At 35.6% G+C, this 21,421-nt stretch carries 21 protein-coding genes and 1 pseudogene; 13 read left to right on the top strand and 9 right to left on the bottom strand.

Translation table 11 applies throughout. From position 1 onward, the window contains the following. Positions 1–87: 87 nt before the first annotated feature. From CD003_RS08720 to CD003_RS08705, 4 genes are all read left to right on the top strand, one after another. On the top strand, positions 88–663 hold the full coding sequence (locus tag CD003_RS08720; protein ID WP_096200743.1) for a recombinase family protein: 576 nt from the start codon (positions 88–90) through the stop codon (positions 661–663). 330 nt (positions 664–993) lie between these two features. Further along, complete coding sequence (locus CD003_RS08715; RefSeq protein ID WP_096200742.1) at positions 994–2,616, top strand: flavin-containing monooxygenase; 1,623 nt, start codon at positions 994–996, stop codon at positions 2,614–2,616. A 105-nt stretch (positions 2,617–2,721) separates the two neighbouring features. Further along, entirely contained in the window at positions 2,722–3,648 is a 927-nt protein-coding gene (locus CD003_RS08710) for an alpha/beta hydrolase (RefSeq protein WP_096200741.1), read from the top strand. A 385-nt stretch (positions 3,649–4,033) separates the two neighbouring features. Further along, a complete protein-coding gene (locus tag CD003_RS08705; protein WP_257008281.1) occupies positions 4,034–5,110 on the top strand; it encodes a TRAP transporter substrate-binding protein in 1,077 nt (358 codons plus the stop codon). 59 nt (positions 5,111–5,169) lie between these two features. Here CD003_RS08705 and CD003_RS08700 read toward each other — a convergent pair whose 3' ends face one another. The 3 genes from CD003_RS08700 to CD003_RS08690 all read right to left on the bottom strand — a co-directional run bounded on the left by CD003_RS08700 (position 5,170) and on the right by CD003_RS08690 (position 8,083). Next, positions 5,170–6,180 carry an alpha/beta fold hydrolase gene (locus tag CD003_RS08700; protein WP_096200740.1) on the bottom strand — a complete coding sequence of 337 codons (1,011 nt, stop codon included), beginning with the start codon at positions 6,178–6,180 and terminating at the stop codon, positions 5,170–5,172. After that, positions 6,173–6,637, bottom strand: coding sequence for a hypothetical protein (locus CD003_RS08695; protein ID WP_142302860.1), 465 nt, complete (start codon positions 6,635–6,637; stop codon positions 6,173–6,175). Before CD003_RS08695 ends, CD003_RS08700 begins: the two co-directional genes overlap by 8 nt. Positions 6,638–6,748: 111 nt before the next feature. Further along, entirely contained in the window at positions 6,749–8,083 is a 1,335-nt protein-coding gene (locus CD003_RS08690; RefSeq protein ID WP_096200738.1) for a cytochrome P450, read from the bottom strand. Positions 8,084–8,544: 461 nt separating this feature from the next. Here CD003_RS08690 and CD003_RS22625 point away from each other — a divergent pair. Together CD003_RS22625 and CD003_RS22620 are read left to right on the top strand one after the other, a co-directional pair. Beyond that, positions 8,545–9,573 (top strand): annotated as a pseudogene (locus tag CD003_RS22625) (cache domain-containing protein); the annotation flags it as partial. Then, positions 9,565–10,518 carry a methyl-accepting chemotaxis protein gene (locus CD003_RS22620; RefSeq protein WP_373558562.1) on the top strand — a complete coding sequence of 318 codons (954 nt, stop codon included), beginning with the start codon at positions 9,565–9,567 and terminating at the stop codon, positions 10,516–10,518. The pseudogene CD003_RS22625 and the gene CD003_RS22620, both read left to right, overlap by 9 nt. A 98-nt stretch (positions 10,519–10,616) precedes the next feature. Here CD003_RS22620 and CD003_RS08680 read toward each other — a convergent pair whose 3' ends face one another. Further along, positions 10,617–10,832, bottom strand: a complete 216-nt coding sequence (locus CD003_RS08680; protein WP_096200736.1) for a hypothetical protein — start codon at positions 10,830–10,832, stop codon at positions 10,617–10,619. Positions 10,833–10,943: 111 nt separating this feature from the next. On the opposite strand from CD003_RS08680, the gene CD003_RS08675 reads away from it, so the two are divergent. The 4 genes from CD003_RS08675 (at position 10,944) to CD003_RS08660 (ending at position 14,541) form a co-directional block, all read left to right on the top strand. Further along, complete coding sequence (locus CD003_RS08675; protein WP_096200735.1) at positions 10,944–11,456, top strand: GrpB family protein; 513 nt, start codon at positions 10,944–10,946, stop codon at positions 11,454–11,456. A 69-nt stretch (positions 11,457–11,525) separates the two neighbouring features. Beyond that, entirely contained in the window at positions 11,526–12,158 is a 633-nt protein-coding gene (locus CD003_RS08670) for a pyridoxamine 5'-phosphate oxidase family protein (RefSeq protein WP_373558536.1), read from the top strand. A 21-nt stretch (positions 12,159–12,179) separates the two neighbouring features. Beyond that, positions 12,180–13,043, top strand: a complete 864-nt coding sequence (locus tag CD003_RS08665; protein WP_096200733.1) for a nitroreductase family protein — start codon at positions 12,180–12,182, stop codon at positions 13,041–13,043. Between the two features lie 136 nt (positions 13,044–13,179). Next, on the top strand, positions 13,180–14,541 hold the full coding sequence (locus CD003_RS08660) for a Na+/H+ antiporter NhaC family protein (protein WP_096200732.1): 1,362 nt from the start codon (positions 13,180–13,182) through the stop codon (positions 14,539–14,541). 313 nt (positions 14,542–14,854) lie between these two features. Here the strand turns inward: CD003_RS08660 and CD003_RS08655 are convergent, their stop codons facing one another. Further along, positions 14,855–15,778 (bottom strand): copper amine oxidase N-terminal domain-containing protein, encoded by a 924-nt coding sequence (locus CD003_RS08655; RefSeq protein WP_096200731.1) that lies wholly within the window; start codon positions 15,776–15,778, stop codon positions 14,855–14,857. A 105-nt stretch (positions 15,779–15,883) separates the two neighbouring features. Between CD003_RS08655 and CD003_RS08650 the strand changes: the two genes are divergently transcribed. Beyond that, positions 15,884–16,552, top strand: a complete 669-nt coding sequence (locus CD003_RS08650; RefSeq protein ID WP_096200730.1) for a class I SAM-dependent methyltransferase — start codon at positions 15,884–15,886, stop codon at positions 16,550–16,552. Positions 16,553–16,561: 9 nt separating this feature from the next. Here CD003_RS08650 and CD003_RS08645 read toward each other — a convergent pair whose 3' ends face one another. Then, positions 16,562–16,861 carry a transposase gene (locus CD003_RS08645; RefSeq protein ID WP_096200729.1) on the bottom strand — a complete coding sequence of 100 codons (300 nt, stop codon included), beginning with the start codon at positions 16,859–16,861 and terminating at the stop codon, positions 16,562–16,564. A gap of 107 nt (positions 16,862–16,968) precedes the next feature. Here CD003_RS08645 and CD003_RS08640 point away from each other — a divergent pair, with 107 nt between their 5' ends. Both CD003_RS08640 and CD003_RS08635 read left to right on the top strand, forming a co-directional pair. Beyond that, positions 16,969–17,535, top strand: a complete 567-nt coding sequence (locus tag CD003_RS08640; RefSeq protein ID WP_096200728.1) for a hypothetical protein — start codon at positions 16,969–16,971, stop codon at positions 17,533–17,535. A 28-nt stretch (positions 17,536–17,563) separates the two neighbouring features. Further along, positions 17,564–18,343, top strand: coding sequence for a DUF3891 family protein (locus tag CD003_RS08635; RefSeq protein ID WP_257008280.1), 780 nt, complete (start codon positions 17,564–17,566; stop codon positions 18,341–18,343). A 30-nt stretch (positions 18,344–18,373) separates the two neighbouring features. Here CD003_RS08635 and CD003_RS08630 read toward each other — a convergent pair whose 3' ends face one another. The 3 genes from CD003_RS08630 to CD003_RS08620 all read right to left on the bottom strand — a co-directional run bounded on the left by CD003_RS08630 (position 18,374) and on the right by CD003_RS08620 (position 21,266). Next, the gene (locus CD003_RS08630) at positions 18,374–19,396 is read right to left on the bottom strand and encodes an NADH:flavin oxidoreductase/NADH oxidase (protein ID WP_096200727.1); all 1,023 of its coding nucleotides are present in this window, start codon (positions 19,394–19,396) and stop codon (positions 18,374–18,376) included. 121 nt (positions 19,397–19,517) lie between these two features. After that, positions 19,518–20,126 (bottom strand): nitroreductase family protein, encoded by a 609-nt coding sequence (locus CD003_RS08625; protein WP_257008279.1) that lies wholly within the window; start codon positions 20,124–20,126, stop codon positions 19,518–19,520. 537 nt (positions 20,127–20,663) lie between these two features. Further along, positions 20,664–21,266, bottom strand: a complete 603-nt coding sequence (locus CD003_RS08620; RefSeq protein WP_096200725.1) for a DsbA family oxidoreductase — start codon at positions 21,264–21,266, stop codon at positions 20,664–20,666. Between the last annotated feature and the right edge of the window lie 155 nt (positions 21,267–21,421).

Below are 21,421 nucleotides of genomic sequence, written 5' to 3'. Positions count from 1 at the left end.
CTATATTCCTATAAAGTTATCTATAATGTCTCTATATTATATAGTGTGATCAATATTCAAGAATTTTAGATAGTGAGAGTGATAATAATGGAATTAGTTGGATATGCGAGAGTGTCGACTGTTGGACAAACAATAGAAAACCAACTTGAGCAATTGAACGAATATGGATGTAAGAAAATTTTTGAGGAAAAACAATCAGGTGCAATCTCGGATCGAAAAGCACTACAAGATGCATTAAATTACTTACGTGAGGGTGACAAGCTAATTGTAACAAAAATAGATCGCCTTGCAAGAAGTGTAAAAGATTTACATAATATTGCAAGCGATTTATCTAATAGGGGTGTCGCACTAGTATTTTTAAAAGAACAAATTGATTTTTCTACTTCAGCAGGAAAGCTAATGTTTACAATGCTAGGGGCAATTGGTGAATTTGAACGGGATTTAATTAAAGAGCGAACTAAGGAGGGAAGAGAGCGGGCAAAGAAACAAGGGAAGCATATGGGAAGACCGAGTCAGCCAAAGCAAAATGTCAAACGTGCAATAGAATTGTTTAGTGAGAGAAAAACAAATGGTATGAGTGTCAACGACATTGCAAAGCTAACGGGTGTTCCGAGAAGTACGGTATATGCAGAGGCTAAGAAGCAAGGTATGAAAAGTTTATAGATTAATATAAATAACAATTAGATTTTACAAAGTTTAAAGAACTGTTAGTAATTAGTTATAGACGTATAAAAAATTACTGTTTTACGTCTTAGATAAACCCTCAGGTACTGAATGAGGGTTTATCTGAATTTATAATAATATTAATGGTTAATTATTATTTTATCGTTCTAACATTGTCTAATAGTCAATATATTAAATTACAAAGGTTGGGTCATACAAATAGATTTAAAAATTTCATAGAAGTCAACCTTTAAAGTAATAGAGTTCATAGTCTCTCTTTTTGGTGTGAAGTTAGGTTTAACAGATTAGAGATAAAGGGAGGTAATACTAATGACTTTTTCAAATGAACAGCAAAATTCGATTGAATCTGTTGATGCGGTGGTAATTGGTGCAGGATTTTCAGGGCTTTATATGCTTTATCGGTTACGAGAAGCTGGTTTAACAACCCGTGTTTACGAAGCTGCAGGTGGAGTCGGTGGTGTATGGTATTGGAACCGTTATCCTGGAGCGCGCTGTGACTCTGAGAGTCTCTATTATAATTATACTTTCTCTGAAGAACTCTATAAAGAATGGTCATGGACTTCTAGATATCCTGAACAACCAGAAATATTACGTTACCTCAATTTCGTAGCAGATAAGTTTGAATTACGACCAGACATCCAGTTTAATACGCGAGTTTCATCTGCTTATTATGATGAAGAAACAAATAGATGGCAGGTGCAAACGGAACAGGGTGAGACAGTGTCCGCTAAATATTTTATAACAGGAGTAGGATGTATTTCTACTGCAAACTTACCTAATATAAAGGGCTTAGACGAATTTAAAGGTGAGTGGTATCACACAGGACATTGGCCACATGAAAAAGTAGACTTTACTGGTAAGCGGGTTGGTGTGATTGGAACTGGTTCAAGTGGTATACAGTCCATACCTGTCATAGCAAAAGAAGCTGAGCAACTAACTGTTTTTCAACGGACACCACAGTTTAGTGTACCAGCGAAAAATTTCTTGTATGACCCAGAATTCATTAAGAATTCAAAGGACAATTATAGTCATATTAGGCGCCAATTCCAAGAATCAGTTGCTGGGCTAGCAGCAGGTTATAGTGAACGCTCGGTGCTTGATGATACACCTGAAGAACGGGAAAAAGTTTTACAGGCAGCTTGGGATAAAGGTGGATGGGCGATCTTATTTGCCTATAATGATCTTCTAATGAATGAGGATGGGAATAAACTTGTTGCTGAATTCATCCGTTCAAAAATAAAAGAAGTAGTTCATGATCCTGAGACAGCTGAGAAATTGACCCCTACACATTATTATGGAACGAAGCGTGCAATCATTGATACAGATTATTTTGAAACGTATAACCGTGAAAATGTTAGTTTAGTAGATGTAAAGAAAGCGTCTATTGAGGAAATTACACCAAATGGAATTCGTACATCTGATGAAGAGTATGAATTAGATGCAATCGTTTTTGCAACAGGGTTTGACGGAATGACCGGATCATTATTTAAAATAGATATTCGTGGTAGAGATGGTGTTTCACTTAAGGAAAAATGGGAAAATGGAGAAAGTACTAGAACTTATCTTGGAATAGCAACTGCTGGATTCCCTAACATGTTTATGCTTACTGGCCCAGAAAGTCCTTCAGTATTAGGAAACATGCCTGCTGCAATTGAACAGCATGTGGAATGGGTAATGGAGTGCATAAATCATTTGCAAGAAAATAATGTTGGTACAATTGAAGCAGCAATTGAAGCAGAAGAAACGTGGAGTAACCACTGTAAGGAATTAGCGGATCAAACGTTATACACGAAAACAGACTCTTGGTATACAGGTGCTAATATCGCTGGTAAGGCAAGAGGATTTCAAATATATGTTGGTGGGTATGGACCATATCGCCAAATATGTGATGACATAGCGTCTAAAGGTTATGAAGGTTTTTCACTTCAGTAAGCGAGATACTTGATTAAATTATTCATTTTTTTGTAAACGCTTACATCAGGTGTGGCTTTAATTTTAAAACTACTAAACATAAAATTGATTGAGGGAGGAATTATTATGGGACTTGATCCACAAGCAAAATTTCTTTTAGAACAAATGGAAGCAGCGGGTGCACCTCCAATGCATGAGCAGACACCTGAAGAAGCGAGAGCAACAAGTGATTTTACCGCGCTAGCAGGAGAGCCTGAGGAAGTAGAGAAAGTAGAAAATCGGTTTATACCAGGACCAGGAGGAGACATACCGGTTCGTATTTATACGCCAGAAGGAGAAGGCCCATTCCCAGCGTTAGTTTATTACCATGGCGGAGGCTGGGTAATTGGTGACCTTGATGGTGTAGATGTACCTTGTCGTCTACTTACAAATCGCTCAAACTGTGTTGTTGTTTCAGTCGATTACAGGTTGGCACCTGAGCATAAATTCCCGGCAGCTATCGATGATGCCTATGAAGCTGCAAAGTGGGTTGTGGAAAATGGTCCTTCCATCGGAGTTGACAGTCAACGTGTTGCTGTAGGTGGAGATAGTGCGGGAGGAAATCTAGCAGCCGTTGTTTCATTAATGGCAAGAGATAAAAAGGAATTTTCCATAGCCTATCAAATGTTGATTTATCCAGTAACAAATCATTCGTACGAAACAGCATCATATCGTGAAAATGCAGATGGTTATCTATTAACGAAAGATAGCATGGTATGGTTCTGGGACCATTACTTACGAAATGCAGATGACGGGAAAAATCCATATGTTTCGCCTCTACTTGCGGAAGATTTGAGTGGATTACCTCCAGCATTAGTTGTTACAGCAGGTTTTGATCCGTTGCGTGATGAAGGAGAAGAGTATGCTCAACTTCTTCAACAAGCTGGAGTCACAGTAGAGACAAAGCGGTATGACGAAATGATTCACGGATTTTTCTGGATGCCAGGTGTGTTAGACAAAGGAAAAGAGTGTATTGAACATGCGGCACTTTCTTTAAAGAAAGCATTAGAGTAAGAGCTATAGAAGCTAAGAGATAGACTGTTGTGAGAAGGTAAGCACAACAGTCTATTTTTTTGTTTTTTACAAAAATTAGATAAAAAGTGTTTGAAAAGGAATTTTTATTAGACATTAATAGATCTAGATATATCAATGCTAATTTATTAAACTAAATTAGCAAAGGGTAAAGCTTAGAAAAGAATTCAATTTCACTCTCTTTTGTAAGCGCTATCTTATCTAGGAAGCTGAGTTTGTTTGAAAAAGCGTACATATGTAAGTATGAAACGAAGAAGTCCGCACTTTAATTTCGAAGTAGTCAAAAAATATATTTTTTTCTTTACTAGATATTCCAAGGGCAAACCTTGTTTATCAACTAATTAGAAAAGTAAAAGGGGGAATCAATGTGAAGTACTTCTGCATGCGTAGGAAAGTTGGAATGGTTGTCTGTTTACTTGCTTTTATGACGTTGGTTGCTTGTGGTGGAATGCAAGATACAGCGCAAGAACAAGGGACAGAGTCGTCTGACGGAGCAATTGGTGAATCTCATAACTTAATTATCTCGCATTTTTTACCAGGTAATCATCCTATACAAACGGTAATATTCGAAGAGTTTGGTTCTGAATTAGAAAGTCAAACCGATGGAAGAATTACGTATGAGCTTTATGATTCTAACATCTTAGGAGCAGCAGGATCTCAATATGATATGGCAGTAACTGGTGAAGTGTCTATTGCCTTAAGTGTTTATGGTTATACACCAGGGAGATTCCCACTCGTATCTATTCTTGAATTACCATTTTTAGCAGAATCAGCTGAACACGGTTCTAGTATAATGATGCAACTGTATGAAGAATTTCAAGAAGTTCAAGCTGAGCATGAAGAGATACATCCTCTTTCCTTATTTACAGCTGAACCAGCTCAAATCCTAAGTAAAAATCATAGAATTGAAACTCCTGAAGATTTACAAGGTCTACGAGTACGCTCACCTTCACCACTTGCAAATTCTATATTAGAAGCGCTTGGAGCAATACCTGTATCAATGCCAATGGGTGAGGTATATGAAGCGTTAGAAAGAGGAGCAATTGATGCAGCTATGGCTCCTTTAGAAACACTATATAATTATAGTTTCCATGAAGTTGTAGATTATATTACTGTTGGAAATTTCTCAGCAACACCTTTCTTTTCTGTTATGAATTTAGAATTTTATAATAGTCTGTCAGAGTCAGATAAAGAAATTGTTAATAGTTTATCAGGTGCTACTATGGCTAAAAAGGCAGGTAGTGTGTTTGACGTAGATGGTGAAAAAGGGCGAGAGCTTTCTAGTGAAAGTGGTGCAGAGTTTATAGAGCTAACAGAAGAGCAATTGATCCCTTGGGAAGAAGCATTAGGAACAATTGCACAAACGTGGATAGAAGACATGGAAGCGAATGGGTATCCAGGTCAAGAAATATATGACCGTGCATTAGAATTGAAGAATCAATAATATCTGGCTTGTATAGTATTAAGATGAGCATAGTCGAAAAAAGACTATGCTCTATTCTTTTATGAATGTTCTTTCAACCAGCTTGATAAGACTTCAGGAATGGACCCTCGTAAAGCTATCGTAGCATGCCCACCTTTAATTTGTTTGTACGTTTTATTTTTACTCGATACTCTATTCATGATTGATTTAGTCAACGCTTCAGGAATCAGCTGGTCTTCTTTCGTTGAAATAACTAATAGATTACTTTTGATTTGTTCAAGGTTTACTTTTTTATGATTAATCACTAGTTTGTTATTTATTAGTTTGTTGTCTTTGACAATGTCAAAAAGTAATTGCTTTAATGTTGCTCCAACAAATGGAACATGCCCTTTTACCCAAGAGTAAAAACGGCGCCAACGTAAGACATATTCAGGGTTATCTGCTCGCTCATATAGTGCTAGATATTGACTGTAGAAAATAGGTGAAGTAACCATCCTTAGAATAAACTCCATGGCTTTTCCTGGGATGATTCCATATGAGTCAATAACAGGGTTGAGGTCGAGGTCACCATTTTTCAAAGCATTAATCAGGCTACTGTCGAAATGTTGTTCGCTAAAGTCGAGCGGTGTTGCGAATAAGACAAGATTTTTAATTGGTTCTGTCGCTATCGCAGCATAGATAGTAGCAAGAGTACCACCAAGACAATAACCGATTATCGTAATATCTTCTGTTCCTGAGTGTCGGAGTGCTCGTTGTACTCCTTTTTTTATATACTTATCTATATAGTCATCTAGTGTAATATCTTTATCTTCATAACCAGGAATACCAAAATCTAGTAAATAAACATCGTAGCCTTCCTCTGTAAAAGCTTCAATCATACTTGACCCCGGTCCTAAATCAAGAATAAATGCTTGATTGACAAGTGAATATACTAAAAATAGCGGGGTTCGAAATTTTTTGTTTCTAGCACGATAATAATAAAGAGCAGCTTTATTTTTTTTCCATACTACTTGCCTAGGTGTTTGTCCGACTGAGGGAGCTGGCTCTTTCCAAATCGATGTGAATTGCTTCCAGCGGTCTTGATTATTCATTTTTAAACTTTCCAATCATATCTGGTAGTTGCATAATTAATTGGAGTTTTTCTAACTTTTTCTTGTTGATTTCTTCTAACTGAGTTGGCAAACTTGGTGTTGAAGGAACACTTTCTATAGCGCTTTCTATTGGTTTATATTCTTTCAAAGTAGGCTCTTCTTCGGCATTTGCTATTCTTTCCTCTAAATTATCAATCTTTTCTTCTAGTTGAATAATTAACTTAGATAAGTTTGCGACATCATCTTTGTTAGGCAAGTGTAATTGCGATAACAATAATTTTTGAAGTCGTTGGAACAATCGACGTAGTTCAGCGTGTTGTAATAGTTCTTTATTTAGTAGATGAATAATGTCCTTATCATCTAATTCTTTTTTTATAAATTGATTTATTTCAGCTTCTGCTTGAACACCTAGACGTTTAATTAGTTCAAATAGAGTTGAAGGGGTATCGCTCATCATGACATCATCCTTTCGTACAATTAGAAAATAAAAAATACCATATTATAGTGTATACGTACTACTAGAAATTGTGAGAAATATAAACGTTTATCCTATATTGAAAAAAGGTGTCTAATTATCTTGCATGCGCTCTTCAATAAACATTTGTAGTCCATGCTTTGGTCTAAGTGTAATGACTGGTTGAGGCTTTACCTTTTTGGGTTCTTCTGCTAGTTTTAAACGGAATCTTCGGGCAATTGTCGCAATAACTAGGACAGCTTCCATCATCGCAAAATGATTACCAATACAAACACGTGGACCACCACCGAAGGGAAAGTACGCATATTCTGGTAATTTTTTTCGTTGCTCCTTTTCAAACCGTTCTGGAATAAAGGAGTTTGGATTTTCAAAGTATTCAGGTTTACGGTGCATCACATATTGACTAATGAGAATCATGTCTCCTCTTTTAAAATGGTGTCCTTCTATCTCTACATCTTTGTCTACTTTCCTTCCAATTACATAAGCAGGTGGGTACAGCCGAAGGGCTTCAGAAAACACATTCTGCGTATATGATAGGTTTATATAATCATCTGGGGATGGTTTTCTTGAACCAATGACTCCATCAATCTCCTCATATAGTTTTCTTTCTGCTTCTGGATTCTGTGCGAGCAAATAAAATGTCCAAATCAAAGCATTGGCAGTTGTCTCATGCCCAGCAAGAAAAATTGTCATAAGTTCATCTCGCAATTGCCTATCGCTCATTTGATTGATACCTGTTTCATCTTTGGCATCCATTAATATTCCTAATAAATCTTCTTTTTGTTCTCCGTTTTTACGACGTTCACTAATGATTTCGTATAGCACATTATCTAACGATTTTACGGCTTGAGTATATTTCTTATTGTTTTTCGTTGGTACCCATAAAGGTAGAGGGAGAATTGTCCTCATTCTTTTTATTGCCTGTCGCATAATCGTTTCCATTGGTACGCCTATCTGCTTATGTCCATCTTTAAAAGGCATGCCAAACATTGTTTTGCTTATAATCCCAAGTGTTATATTCATCATATCTTCAGAAATCGTTCGTTGCTCATTATCCTTCCACTGTTGGATGTAATCGTCAGTTGTCTGAATCATATCTTCTCCATATGAAGAGATATGGTTCTTTTTAAATGCAGGTTGAATTAATCTTCTTTGACGCTGATGAATGTCTTTTTCACTTGTTAATAATCCGTTTCCGACAACAGACTTAAGGACTTTCATGTCTTGTGATTTTACAAAGTATTTTTGTTTTGTTACGAGAATTTCTTTTATGATTTTCGGATCTGATATAAGCCGAACTTTGTGGAAGGGACCAAGTCGAAAGGATGCTACGTCGTTCTCCTTTGACAACTGTGTTAAAAAGCCAAGTGGATCAGATTGAAATGCTTCTAAGTCACCTGCTATTAGTTTCGTATTAAGAAACGACATGAAACTACCTCCTTAAGTTTTATACATGATGACATTGTATGCTTCCAGAAAAAAATGGAATAGACGAAAGGAGGGTTATGGAGTTAAGGAAGTAAATTTTAAGGGGAGAAATATGTTATAAGAGTAGGATGAGTAGCGAACTTGTCCAATGCTAATGAGTTTACTACTTTTGAGATAGTTTTTTAGAATATTAAAATAGTATAAATGGCTTAGTCATAAGGCTATGCATCTGTTAAATATAAAATTAATTGACTTTTTTAATTTTTTTCTACATTTCCCTTGAGGTTCTGACAAAATTTGATATGATATATAACTGTATATATATTTATTATATATAAATTTTGTTAATAATTTAGTTCCATCTGCCCACTATTCCTTTGTACAACAATAATATAAGGGATTTTATATAGATGTAAATAGATAAATATAAAAAAGTATTAAATAGGAGATAGGAGATTGTTATGAACAGTTTGCGCTCAAAGCTATTAATCGTGGTTTTGCCAGTATTGGTTGTTGCCCTGGTGCTTGTCGCTTTTATTAATCACAATAAAGCGAAAGAGTTTTTAGAAATTGAATTTGCAGATAAAACAGAAATTAGTTTACAAGATGCACGTAAAGAAATTGACCATTTCTTTACACAAAAAGTTAGGGAGTTAGAGTTACTAGCTAATACTGGTATTATTCAATCAATGGAAATAGAAGAAGTGATTCCATATCTTGAAAGTGAATATGAACGTTTAGGGGATTATGAAATGTTTGCATTGGCTGAATTAAGTGGTGATGCAGTCGTTCATTGGGGAGAGTTATTTAATATTGGTGATAGACAGTATTTTATAGATGCTGCAACAAAAGAAGAAACAACTATTTCAGAACCACTAATATCAAGAGCAACTGAAGAAATGATAGTTGGAATGGGAACACCTATTTATTCTGAAGGTGCAATTTCAGGTGTACTAATTGCAACTATTCCGATTTCAGACATTGTTCAATTAGTAAGTGAATTTACTTTAGGTGAATACGGTTATGCCTTTTTAGTTGATGAGAAAGGTACTGTAATTGCCCACCCAGATTCAAGCTTAATCATGGAATCAAACTTTTTAGAAAGTGAAAATTCTGAGTTGCGAGACATTGTTTCGATGGCAATTGCTGACGAAACAGGTTCTAGCATATTTCAAACTGAGCAAGAAAATTACGCCTATTATACTATGATTCCGTCGACTAATTGGGGCTTTGTGATTTCAGCACCTGTAAAAGAAGTTACAGGGAATCTTTCATACTTAGCGATGCTTTCATTTGTAACAGCTGGGGTTGTCTTAATTTTTAGCGTAATTATCGTGTTTATTTTTGCTAGGAGTCTAGTGAAGCCGATCCAAAGATTAAGTGAATTAACTTCTCAAGTGGCATCAGGGGATTTAACAGTAAGCTCTGACTCTAATCACTCTAAAGATGAAGTCGGTGTGTTAAGTAGTAATTTCGATAAAATGGTTAAAAAGATACAAGAGCTATTAAATAAAATTAATAATGTTTCAACAACTGTAAAAGAATCATCAGATACGTTATTGAAAACAAGTTCAGAGACTAAAGAAGCTTCAGAGCAAGTAGCAGTCACAATTGCTGAATTAGCTTCAGGTACAACAGATATTGCTGATTCTGTTACAAGTACAACAGACAGAATGAATTCAATGGTTGATACAGTAAAGAAAATATCTGAATATACTAATGAAGTAGTCGTAACTTCATCTATTAGTAAGGAATCTGCTGAAAGAGGGTTACATTCAGCGAAATCGGCATTAGAAAAAATGAATGATGTACATGGCACTGTTCAAGAAACATCTGAAACAATTGGAAAATTAGATAATCAGTCTAAAGAAATTGGACATATTATCGGGATGATTACGAGCATCGCCGAACAAACAAATCTACTTGCCTTAAATGCATCAATCGAAGCAGCACGAGCTGGTGAGCATGGAAAGGGGTTTGCGGTTGTTGCAGATGAAGTTCGAAAGTTAGCAAGTGAAACGAGCGAATCAGCAGAGAAAATCTCTGTTCTAATCAAAGATACACAAAATGAAAGTCAACGTGCTGTTAACTCCATTCAAAAAGGAGAAGCAGTTGTAAAGGAAGGTACGCAAACAGTTCAAAAAGCAAGCCAAGCCTTTACCGAGATTGCTTCTTCTGTGGAAGAAGTACTAGCAAAGAACAAGTCAATTGCTGAATCTGTACATGAATTAGAAAGACTTGGTGCGGAGATTGGTAGTAACATGGAAAGTATTTCAGCAGTAACACAACAAGCATCTGCTGGAGCTGAGGAAGTAAGTGCGACAACAGACCAACAAGCAGCTTCTGCGAACCAAATAGCTAGTGATGCTGAAAACTTAGCTGAATTAGCAAAAGAATTACAAAGTGTTATCTCTATGTTCAAAACAACGAAATAGAATTAACGCTAAATAAGGATACAAATCGCGATAGATTTGTATCCTTATTTTTTTTTAGAATGAAATATTTCTTTATTCTGGTTGCAAAAAAAGAAGGGTTATCTAGGATTAAAGTAGTCAGTAAGCTTTTTGGCAGTAAGGAATGTTCCAAGAAAGAGAAAAATGGTTACTGAAATCATGATTAATAATTGTATCCCTGTTGGGTCAGTAAACCATAATTGAACGAACGACATACTGACAAAGTTTACAATTCTAGTTAATATAAAAAAGGTGACGATGAATAATAAAGTAAATAGTATGGTGCTTTTTTTCATTCGTTAACCTCCTGTTTGAAATAAAGATATATAAAAATCGAAGAAACTAGAGTAATAATAATGTTATAATGTATATTCATTCCATTTTACTTTAGTATGGAGGAGATTAACATGAGAAAAGTAGAAGTTGTTCCGTATAAACAAGAGTGGGCTGTGATGTTTCAGGAAGAAAGAAAACAAATTGAGCGAGCTCTTGGTAATGAAATTGAAGATATACATCATATTGGCAGTACAGCGATACCGAATATATACGCTAAACCAGTAATTGACCTGTTAGTCGAAGTGAAGAAAATTGAAAATGTTGACAAGTATATAGATGACATGGAAAAGTTAGGGTATGAAGCTTTAGGGGAATTTGGAATTTTGAACAGACGTTTTTTTACAAAAGGTGGAGTAAATCGGACTCACCACGTTCATATTTTTGAACAAGGTAACGAAGAAATTACTCGTCATCTAGCATTTAGAAATTACATGATTGACCATACGGAAGAAGCACAGATGTATAGTCTATTAAAACAAAAGCTAGCTAAAGAATACCCTACAGATATTACTCTTTATATTGCTGGGAAAGACGAGTATATAAAGGATATTGATAGAAAAGCAAGCCAATACGAAGCAAAATAAAACGTACCAATAAATTGCTTTACTTCAAAAGGGGTAAAGCTATTTTCTTATATGAAGGAGTGTAGTGCGTTGTTACAAAATATTTTTTCAGATGTTGTTGAGACCGAAGAAGAACTAAGTTTAATGATTGGTCTACCAAGTGAACTAGCAAAAAGAAAGGTCATAACATTTTTAGATAAACATTGTGTTGATTATATTTCGAAATCTCCCTTTCTAGTATTGTCTACTTCTGATCAGTATGGATGTGATGTATCACCACGTGGAGATATGCCTGGTTTTGTTCAAGTGTTAGATAAACAGCATTTAGTTATACCTGAAAGACCGGGGAATAAAAGACTTGATTCTCTACGTAATATCCTAGCTAATCCCAAAGTAGGACTTCTTTTCTTTATCCCTGGATTAGGAGAAACATTAAGAGTTAATGGTAAGGCTACAATTGTAAAAGATGAAAAGCTTCTTGAGAAGATGGAAGTAAATGGACATAGACCACTTATAGGGATTGGTGTGGAAGTTGAGGAATGCTTTTTACATTGTGCAAAAGCTTTTATACGATCTGGATTATGGGAGCCTAGTTCATGGGCTGAAACAGAAAAGCTACCATCACCTGCAAAAATCCTCTCTGAGCATAGTAAGCTTCCTGGAGTAGCTGTTAATACAATTCATAAAAATCTACAAGATAGTTATAATAATAGACTTTATTGAACAGTGGAGGAGAGGATATAGATGAGCTCGACTAAATCAGTAATTGAAACGATGAAAAAGCGACAGTCGATAAGGACTTATGAAGTGCAGTCGATTAAGGAGACGCATAGTAAGGAGATCCAAACGTTTATTCAAAAGGAAGAGAATTTAATCGGGCCTTTTGGAACGAAAGGAAAAATAGAGCTTGTTGGAGTAACAAATAATGTAACGGACAAAGGGCTAAAGCTAGGAACCTATGGGTTTATTAAGAACCCTAGGGCATATTTAGTCGGAATCACTGTAAATAATAAATATTCACTTATAGAATTTGCTTATACTTTTCAAAAGTTAGTTTTATATTTGACAGGGTTAGGAATCGGAACATGCTGGATTGGCGGCACTTTTAATCGAAAGTCATTTGAAAAAGAATTGGCGATTAGTGACGGTGAATTTATACCTTGTATAACACCTATAGGTTACCCGAAAGAGAAGCAAAGAATATTTGATAAGGCCCTTCGTTATGTAGTTAAGGCCGATAACAAGAAACCGTGGGAGCAGCTTTTTTGTGATACGAATTTTGATAGTAAATTAACTGCTGAAGCTGCTGGTGTTTATCGTGAGCCAATTGAAATGGTCAGACTTGGACCATCAGCATCTAATAAGCAACCATGGAGACTAGTCTTATCACAGGACTGTAAAACGTGTCATTTTTATATTGAGCATACACCAAACTATAGTAATAAATTAGGTTATACGATGCAATATTTAGATGTGGGGATTGCCATGTGTCAGTTTGAATTAGCGTGTAAGGAATTAGAGATTGATGGTCAATGGATTATAGAGGAACCTACTATTGAAATTCCAAATGAACAGATAGAGTATGTTGTAACCTGGATAAGTAGATAAAGGGTGAAAGTAATTTCTACTCTCAGTGTGGTCATATATTAGTATAACGAGTAAAATAAATAGGTATGATTTTAAGTCAGACGTTACTTCGTTTGGCTTATTATTTTTGTTAGTATATTCTATGGAGGAATACTAGGTGAAGGACGCTATTTTAACATTTTTATTTATTATTACGAGTCTCTTATTAGCAGCAATCTTCAAAATCCCATTAGTGATTGGATTTGCCGTTGCTTTGATGTTAGTAATTATACTTGTTATATGTAAAGGCTATACTTGGAGAGAAATAACTGTAGCTAGCTATGATGGATTCAAGCGGATAAAACCAGTAATCTATATTTTAGGATTAATCTCTTTACTTATTCCATCATGGATTATGAGTGGAACAGTACCGACAATGATATATTATATTGTTAATTGGATAGAACCTACCTGGATATTGTTATTTGCCTTCTTTATTACGGCTATTACATCGTTTATTCTAGGAACTGCAATTGGTACACTTGGGTCTCTTGGGATTATTCTCGTTGGAGTAGCAATTGCGGTTGATGTTCCAATTGCATTAGTGGCAGGTGCACTAGTTTCTGGGGCTTTTGTTGGGGACCGTTGTTCGCCCTTATCATCAGCATTTCATTTAGCTGCTAATTCTGTAGAAGTTAATCCGAAAAAATTATTTCGAAATATGCTTCCAACAACACTTTTGTTGATTTTCTTATCCTCATTTATTTATTTTATAGCTGGTTTTTTCATTCAACCAAAAGGAATAACTGAGAATATGGTTGTTACGAATTTATTACAAGAGAACTTTCATATATCGATTGTTACTTTATTACCGATTGTCGTTTTATTTGGGAGCATCCTATTAAAGGTCCGAACAATTTTCTCATTAGGACTGGGAGTCATTACTGGAATTCTTATAGCTGTAACTCTTCAAGACCTTTCTATTGTTGATATTTTAAGAAATTTAGGGTTTGGTTACAGTCATTCAAGTACAGGGCTAGAAGATATTTTAAGAGGCGGTGGTATTTTAACAATGGGTCAGCTGTTTCTTTTTATAACGCTTGCTAGTATGATGAACGGAATTCTGGATAGAACGCAATTGTTTAAAGTGTTTATGAAAAAAATGTTTGATAAGGCTTGTTCTCTCACAAGCTATACTGCAAGAACAGCATCCATAGGAATCATTTTCGCCATTGTAGGGTGTAATCAAGCTTTTCCTGTAATGCTCACAGGCCGTTCGTTGAAGAGTACGTGGGAAGAGGCTGGCTATAAAAAAGAGGAGCTTGGAAGAGTTGTCTGTGATTCCGCTCTTGTAATATCTGGTTTAGTGCCTTGGAATATGGTTGCAATTTTATCAGCTGCTGCAATTGGTGTGTCAACAGTAGAGTATGCTTTATTTGCGGTGTTTTTATGGCTTGGACCGATTGTAACTATTCTAATAAGCTTCTTCAGAAAGGGTAAGTACGAGGGGATTTATTTTGAAAAGGTAGCGAATCAATAAATACAAAGAGGCTATGAAAGAATTGATTTATTCCTCAAACATAGCCTCATTTTTTGTGATATAGTTTGAAACTTGTACATACGTATAATTATCAGGTCATACACAAGAGGAGGGAACGGAATGAGAGTCATTAATTTGAAACGCTTAAAGCCGTTTCTAATAGGTGGAATTGTCGGTATAGTACTTCTAATTGCAATAGCTAATTTAGTTGGAGGTTAGAACGCACTATCTTGTTGTACTAATTAATAGATAATTCACAAGAAGGAGGACTGGTAGATTTTAGTCCTCCTTCTTGTATTACTATTCGAGGCTTTTATTTATTTAAAAGCATATATATAAATTCTTCTGGCACATATGTTTTGCTTGAAATAATTTCTGGTGCTACATCAAAATGTCGTAAACTACGATTAAAACCAAATGCTTTTTTACCGATTGAGATTGTATATGAAAGATTTTCTTTGCTTACGAGTACCCCTTTGTCCCAAGTTACCTCATAGCCTAAATGCTCAGCTACTTGTCTAATTGGAATCATCCTTGTTCCTTCTTTCAAGTATGAATCTTCTTCGATAATCTGTTGCACTTCAGCTAACAGTTGTTCATTTGTTTGATCTAATGCAATGATTTTAGACGGGGTAGTTTGTGCTGGAATGCTTTTTGTAGAAATCGTATAAAAAACAAGCAATTCTTTATAGTACAATTCGTCCTCCGTTATTTCCTTTCCTTGTTGGTCAATAAGCACTGTCTCATCAGACAAATGTAATTGAAGTTTATTGTCTAGGCTTACTAGGTTTTTATCAAATTTAGAAACCTTAACTGTACCCATTTTGTTTTCATTAATAACGATAATTTCTGGTGGTATCGATGGTGGATAAATCATCGTTACTGGTTTGTATTTGTCATAATAAACACTGATTTCTAATCCTTCTTCAAAAACGTCTTTCGAAAAACTTTCAGTTGTTTCGTTATTTACTAATAGTACGTCTTCAGTAAGTGGTAAATGCATAATAGAAGAATTGTCTTTGTTTTCAGCAATTAATATAATCGAATTATGATGTTGTTTAATATCAGTAATGGTTCCTTTGAAATTAATAAAATTAGAAGCTTCAATCTCTTGCTGTACTTCGTTAATAGGATGTTTTGTACTGTCATTCATTGGTGTAGAGGCAAGTACTGTACTACTGCTAAAAATAAATCCGATGGCTAATGTTGTTGTTACGATTGGTAAAATCTTTTTCATGTCGATAACTCCCTTATGATAATTTTGGTTTGTCAAAGAGTTAGACGTTATGATACAGAAAAGGTTACAATTTTGTTTAAACTTTGTTAATAGGAGGGAGTTTCAATGGAAAAGGAAAATAAGAAAGACCTAGATTTACAGCATCCCCATTGGGAAAATTTTTGGGGAAGCTCACAAAATCCAGAACTTTTGTCAGAGCCACCAAGTGAAGCTGCTAAACAGGCAGTAAAGGAATTTAAGAAAGAAGGGATAACGAAGATTCTAGAATTAGGAGGGGGCTTAGGAAGAGATACGCTCTACTTTGCGACAGAAGGCTTTCAAGTATATGTACTTGAATATGCAGAAAGTGGGGTACAGACGATACAACGAAAAGCAATAGAAGAAGGAGTTTCTTCCTCAATTTTTGCATTACAGCACGACGTCAGAGATGCTCTCCCTTTTGAGAATAATTTTTTTGAAGGATGCTTTTCTCATATGCTGTATTGCATGGCATTCACGAATGATGAACTTGCTTTTTTATCAGAAGAAATTAAGAGAGTTTTGAAGAAAGACGGTTTGAATATGTTTACGGTGCGAAATACAAATGACCCAATGTATAAAACAGGTGTTCATATAGAAGGAAACATGTTCGAAATCCATGGCTTTATTATTAACTTCTTCGATAAATACATGGTACAAAGTCTTTCTAAAGGATACGAGCTTCAAAGTTTAACTGAATTTGAAGAGGGAAGTCTTCCAAAGCGGCTATATAATGTAATATTAAAAAAAGGATAATAGACTGAGTTATCCTTTTACTCTCAAATCAACTAGTATCCTTAATAAAATAGTATACAACAAATAAACGCCTATGTATGATCCAGTATACAAAAATAAAGGTTTCAGTAGTATTCCGTGAATATTTGTCATGAACACTGTTTCATTTTTGATGATTTCATATATAGAAGTAGAAGCAATATTTCCAAAAACCAATAATGAAATAAGAGCTATAATATCAAAAATAAAGCGAGACACGAACCATCGTTTTTGGATGAACACCATTAACACAGGGGCAATCATACTTCCAAGAATTAATATAAATTTCATTACAAAACACCTCGTACTCATTCTTGACGGCACAAGAGATTATTAAACACTGTGAAAGCTGTAACTTCTATTGATTTTTAGCGTCTAACCTATTAGGAGGGATTTAGATGCGTAGAATGATTTTATTAGTAAGTTTTGTAACATTCGTATTAGCTAGTTGCGGGTTAGGAGAGAATCGTGAAAATGGTACTTCTGGTACTGATGACTATGTAGTTGCAAATTCAAGCTCAGAGACTGTGGAAGGTGACTTTGTATATCGTCTAGTATCAGAAGAAGAAGAGTATCTTCAAAGGGAGGAGGTAAAGATATACGCTGAACTAGAATATATAGGTGACAAAGAAGAAATCACAATCTATCACGCAGCATCACCGTTTTATTTTCCGATGAAAGAAAAAACACGGGAGTATTCAATTGAGTACGCGATGAACGAACCATTATTAAGCACGACGTTAACCAAAGGAGAACCGCTACAGGAATACTACCAAGGTAGCGGTGGCTATGGCTCAAATGACGATAAAGATTATATTAATTTCATGAAGAAAATTATGAAAAATAAGTTTCCAGTTGGTTATTATGAAGTTCTTGGTTCAGCTGAGTTTTTTGTAGAGATTTCAGAGAATGAGAATGGTACTTATAAATTAAACGCTCTTATTGATTTTAAAGTCAAAAATTGAAATGGAGTCTACAGTTAGAGGTGATTATGTGATATTACGTGAAAAAGCAAACGAATACATCATCTATGAACAACATCATCATGCTTTTTTATCTGGTGAAATGGCAAAAAAATTTAATAGAAATTTATTAAAGTCTACTGATTTTTATGATGAACTTGTATTAGCAGTATACGAACATGATCGGAGCTGGAAAGGGTTAGACGAAACACTGATTTGGAATGATGAAAAACACGTTCCATATTCATTCATCGATTATCCTCTAATACTGAAATTAGCTTTCTATAAAATAGCAATTGATGAAGTTCAACAAATGAGCCCCTATGCAGCCCTTTTATGTAGTATGCATTATTGCTCATTTTTCAAGCAGTCAAATGATAAGAGTGTTTTACAGTTTTTACAGAAAGAAAACAAACGACAGCTAGAAATCAAAAATCAGCTAGTTCAACTTGATGAAGCGCTTCTATTGATGCATTTTAGATTACTACAGTTTTGCGATGATCTATCATTGTATCTTTGCTTGAATGAACGTGGAATAGATAAGGAAAACGAACATCCGTGGTTTCAAAATGGGATGGCAAATTCAGAAACTTTAAGCAAGGAAAATAAGCGATTAAATGCTCAATGGCTTAATGAGAATACTGTAGCAGTTCATTCTTTTCCATTTCAAGGAAAGTTTCATTTGAAGGTTCAATATAAGTCGGTTCCAAAAAAATTAGTACGAGAAAAAGGAATTGCCAAAGCTTTTTATTCAGTTGAATATGAAGAAGCTGTCATTAAAATTACTGATAAAGAAGCAAAGCCACAGTAGGTGATGAAATCTACTGTGGCTTTTTGTGTATTAATAGGCTCTTTCATATTGAAAAGGTGTAAGAGGTTTCTTATTTAATAGTAGGGAAGCATCGTTTGCCCAATATGGATTTTTGAGCATGCCTCGACCAACTGCGATTAGATCTGCTTGCTCGTTTCCAAGTGTACACTCAGCTAACATTGGGTTATCTAGCTTACCAACAGCAATAACTGGAGCTCCTGTTTCTTTTTTGATTCGTTCTGCAAATGGAACTTGATATCCGGGGTGAACTCCAGGCTTTCCAACAGACCCAATTGGTCCTTCGCCGCCAGATGTAATATGAAACATATCCACTCCAGCTTGCTGGAAGCGCTTGGCCATTTCTGTGCTATAGTCTAAATCATATCCGCCTTCAACGTATTCAATTGCAGAAAGACGCATCAATAGAGGCATATTATCTGGCATCACACGCTTTAAAGCGTGTATAATTTCTTCCCCAAATAAAAATTTATCCTGACCATATTTATCTGTTCTTTTATTTGAATAATTTGAGGAAAATTGATGAATAAGATACCCATGAGCACCATGAAGTTCAACCGTATCAACGCCTGCTTTAATAGCGCGTTCAACAGATTCACGGAATTTAACAACTAATCCTTCTACTTCTTCGGTAGTCAATTCTTGAGGTGTTCTCGAATTTTCATTGAAAGGAATCGGAGAACAGGACACTAAATCAGGGGCATCCTCTGCTTTCCGTCCAGCATGTCCAATTTGGATAGCAACCTTCGCTCCATATTGGTGACATTGGTCTATGATTCTTTTATATGCAGGAATTTGATTATCGCTCCATAAACCTAAGCAACGATCAGAGATTCGACCGCGGTCTTCCACATTTGTCATTTCGATAATAATCAAACCAGCTCCGCCAATTGCTCGGCTTGTATAGTGAACGAAATGCCAGTTAGTAGGAGAACCGTCTTTGTTTGCTACTGAATATTGACACATTGGTGGCATGACGATTCTATTTTTTAATTCTAACCCTTTAAAAGTGAAAGGTTCAAAAAGTTTTGACATTGGTTTACACACACTCCTTTTTTTCATAATAATAGATAGGAGTTAAATGGTCGAGAAAATTGACTTAAGTGATTATTAATTGAAGAAAGGGTTGCTGCATTAGTGCAACAACCCTTTCTTCTTATTTATAATTTACAATTTTATCTAGCGCAAAACGGTGATGCGGATGTCCCTCGCCAGCTGGACGACCAAATGGGACCATGGCAGCAAGTTTTGAGTGGGCAGGAATGTTTAGCAGTTCCTTCACTTTGTCTGCTTCAAACCCTAGCATTGGTACACTAGAATATCCGAGTCCTTGAATGCTAATTAACAGAAAGCCAAGCGCAATATTTGTTTGAGCAAGTGCCCATTGAGCTCTTTCTTCAACACTCATTCCTTCAAAGATTCCAGTTAAATTAGTAACTGAATCTTCCTTTTGTTCAGGTGATAGACCAGGGTGAACAGTTTCTGGCAAGTTTTCAAGTGTATCTTCCATATTACTTTCTACAATGATAACTGCAGGGGCAGAAGTGACTTGTTTTTGTCCGTACGCTACTGCCTCTAATTTTTCCTTCAGTTCATTATCTGTAATTACATGAAAACGCCAAGGTTGAAGATTCCATGCACTAGGAGATAAACGTACAAGTTCAAAAATTTGCGTAATGTCTTCCTTTGGTATTGGTTCCTGAACGAATGTTCGAATACTGTGACGAGATTCAATTGCTTCTTGAACTGTGAGTGTTTGTTTCAATGTAATCGCTCCTTTTTTTCCTTGATAGGTGAGAGGACTATAATTGCAGAGAGCTCTATAGAGTTCCATCAAGTGTATTATTGCCAACTCCCTTAAGATAAATTATCTCGATTTAAAGATAACTGAATGTGAGATATATTACCAAGTTTCATTTTAAAGTGTTTGTACTGTTTTGTCTAAACATATGCTTACGTACGTGAAGAACAGAGAATGGTTAGTAGGAGGTTGGGACAAAACAAGTTAAAATAATAGCAATGGCTTCACTCGCTACAAGCCCCCGTTGTGAGAAATCCACTCACAACGAGCTTTAAAAAGATGGTGGCGGTTACGCTCATTGCTTTCGATTAAGAACTGGAGGACATAGAATCCGTTATGTTTTAAAACTAAGCTAAAAAAAGAATTTATAGGACATGGAATCAGTTATTTAGTGTTATACATGAAATTTGGCTTAGTAATAGACGTAATAACGGAATCTAAGTCCGTATCCCTATTAGAACAAGCAGTAATCGCATGTTTAAAGGATTGTCAGTCCGTCAACTACTCTACAGTATAAGGACCGTCTTCGTCGAAGATTTGTTGTAAAGATTGGTGGAACACTTCTGATGGTTGTGCACCTGAAATCGAATATTTTTTATTCACGATAAAGAAGGGGATACTTCTAATCCCGTATTGTTCTGCTTGTTGTTCATCACTACGAACGACTTCACTCATGTCATCGCTCGCTAACATTGCTGTAACCTCATCACGCTCTAATCCAACTTCGACAGCCAAGTCAATTAAAGTAGCATGATCACCTATATGTTTAGACTCTGTATAGTACGCTCTTAGAATTCTATCTGTCATTTCATGCATATATCCTTTTGCGGTTGCAAACATAACTAAGCGATGAGCATCAAATGTATTCGTTAGCTTCAGCGTGTCAAACTGAAAATCTAAGCCAACTTCTTTCGCCGATTGTGCCATGCTATTACAGTTTGTCTTCGCTTGCTCAATACTCATACCATATTTCTGGTTTAACTTTTCGTACATATTGTATGACACATCTCGTTCCGCTGCTGGATCTAACTCAAAGCAACGGTATTCGACTTTTACAGGGTGTTCTATTTTTTTTAGGGCATCCTCCAGACGCCTTTTGCCAATATAGCAAAATGGTCAAGCGAAGTCTGTCCACATTTCAATTAACATAGAAAATACCTCCATTCATAATAAATCAAAATTAGTATACCTAGTTTGGTCGATTTTGACTAATAATGTGCATTAGTGGGATTTTAATAGTAGGCAAAATTTAAAGAAAA

This window comes from Bacillus sp. FJAT-45350 (assembly GCF_002335805.1).
Lineage (GTDB): Bacteria > Bacillota > Bacilli > Bacillales > NISU01 > FJAT-45350.
Note: the sequence above shows the minus strand (reverse complement) of the source record. Positions and strands in the feature narration are given on the sequence as shown.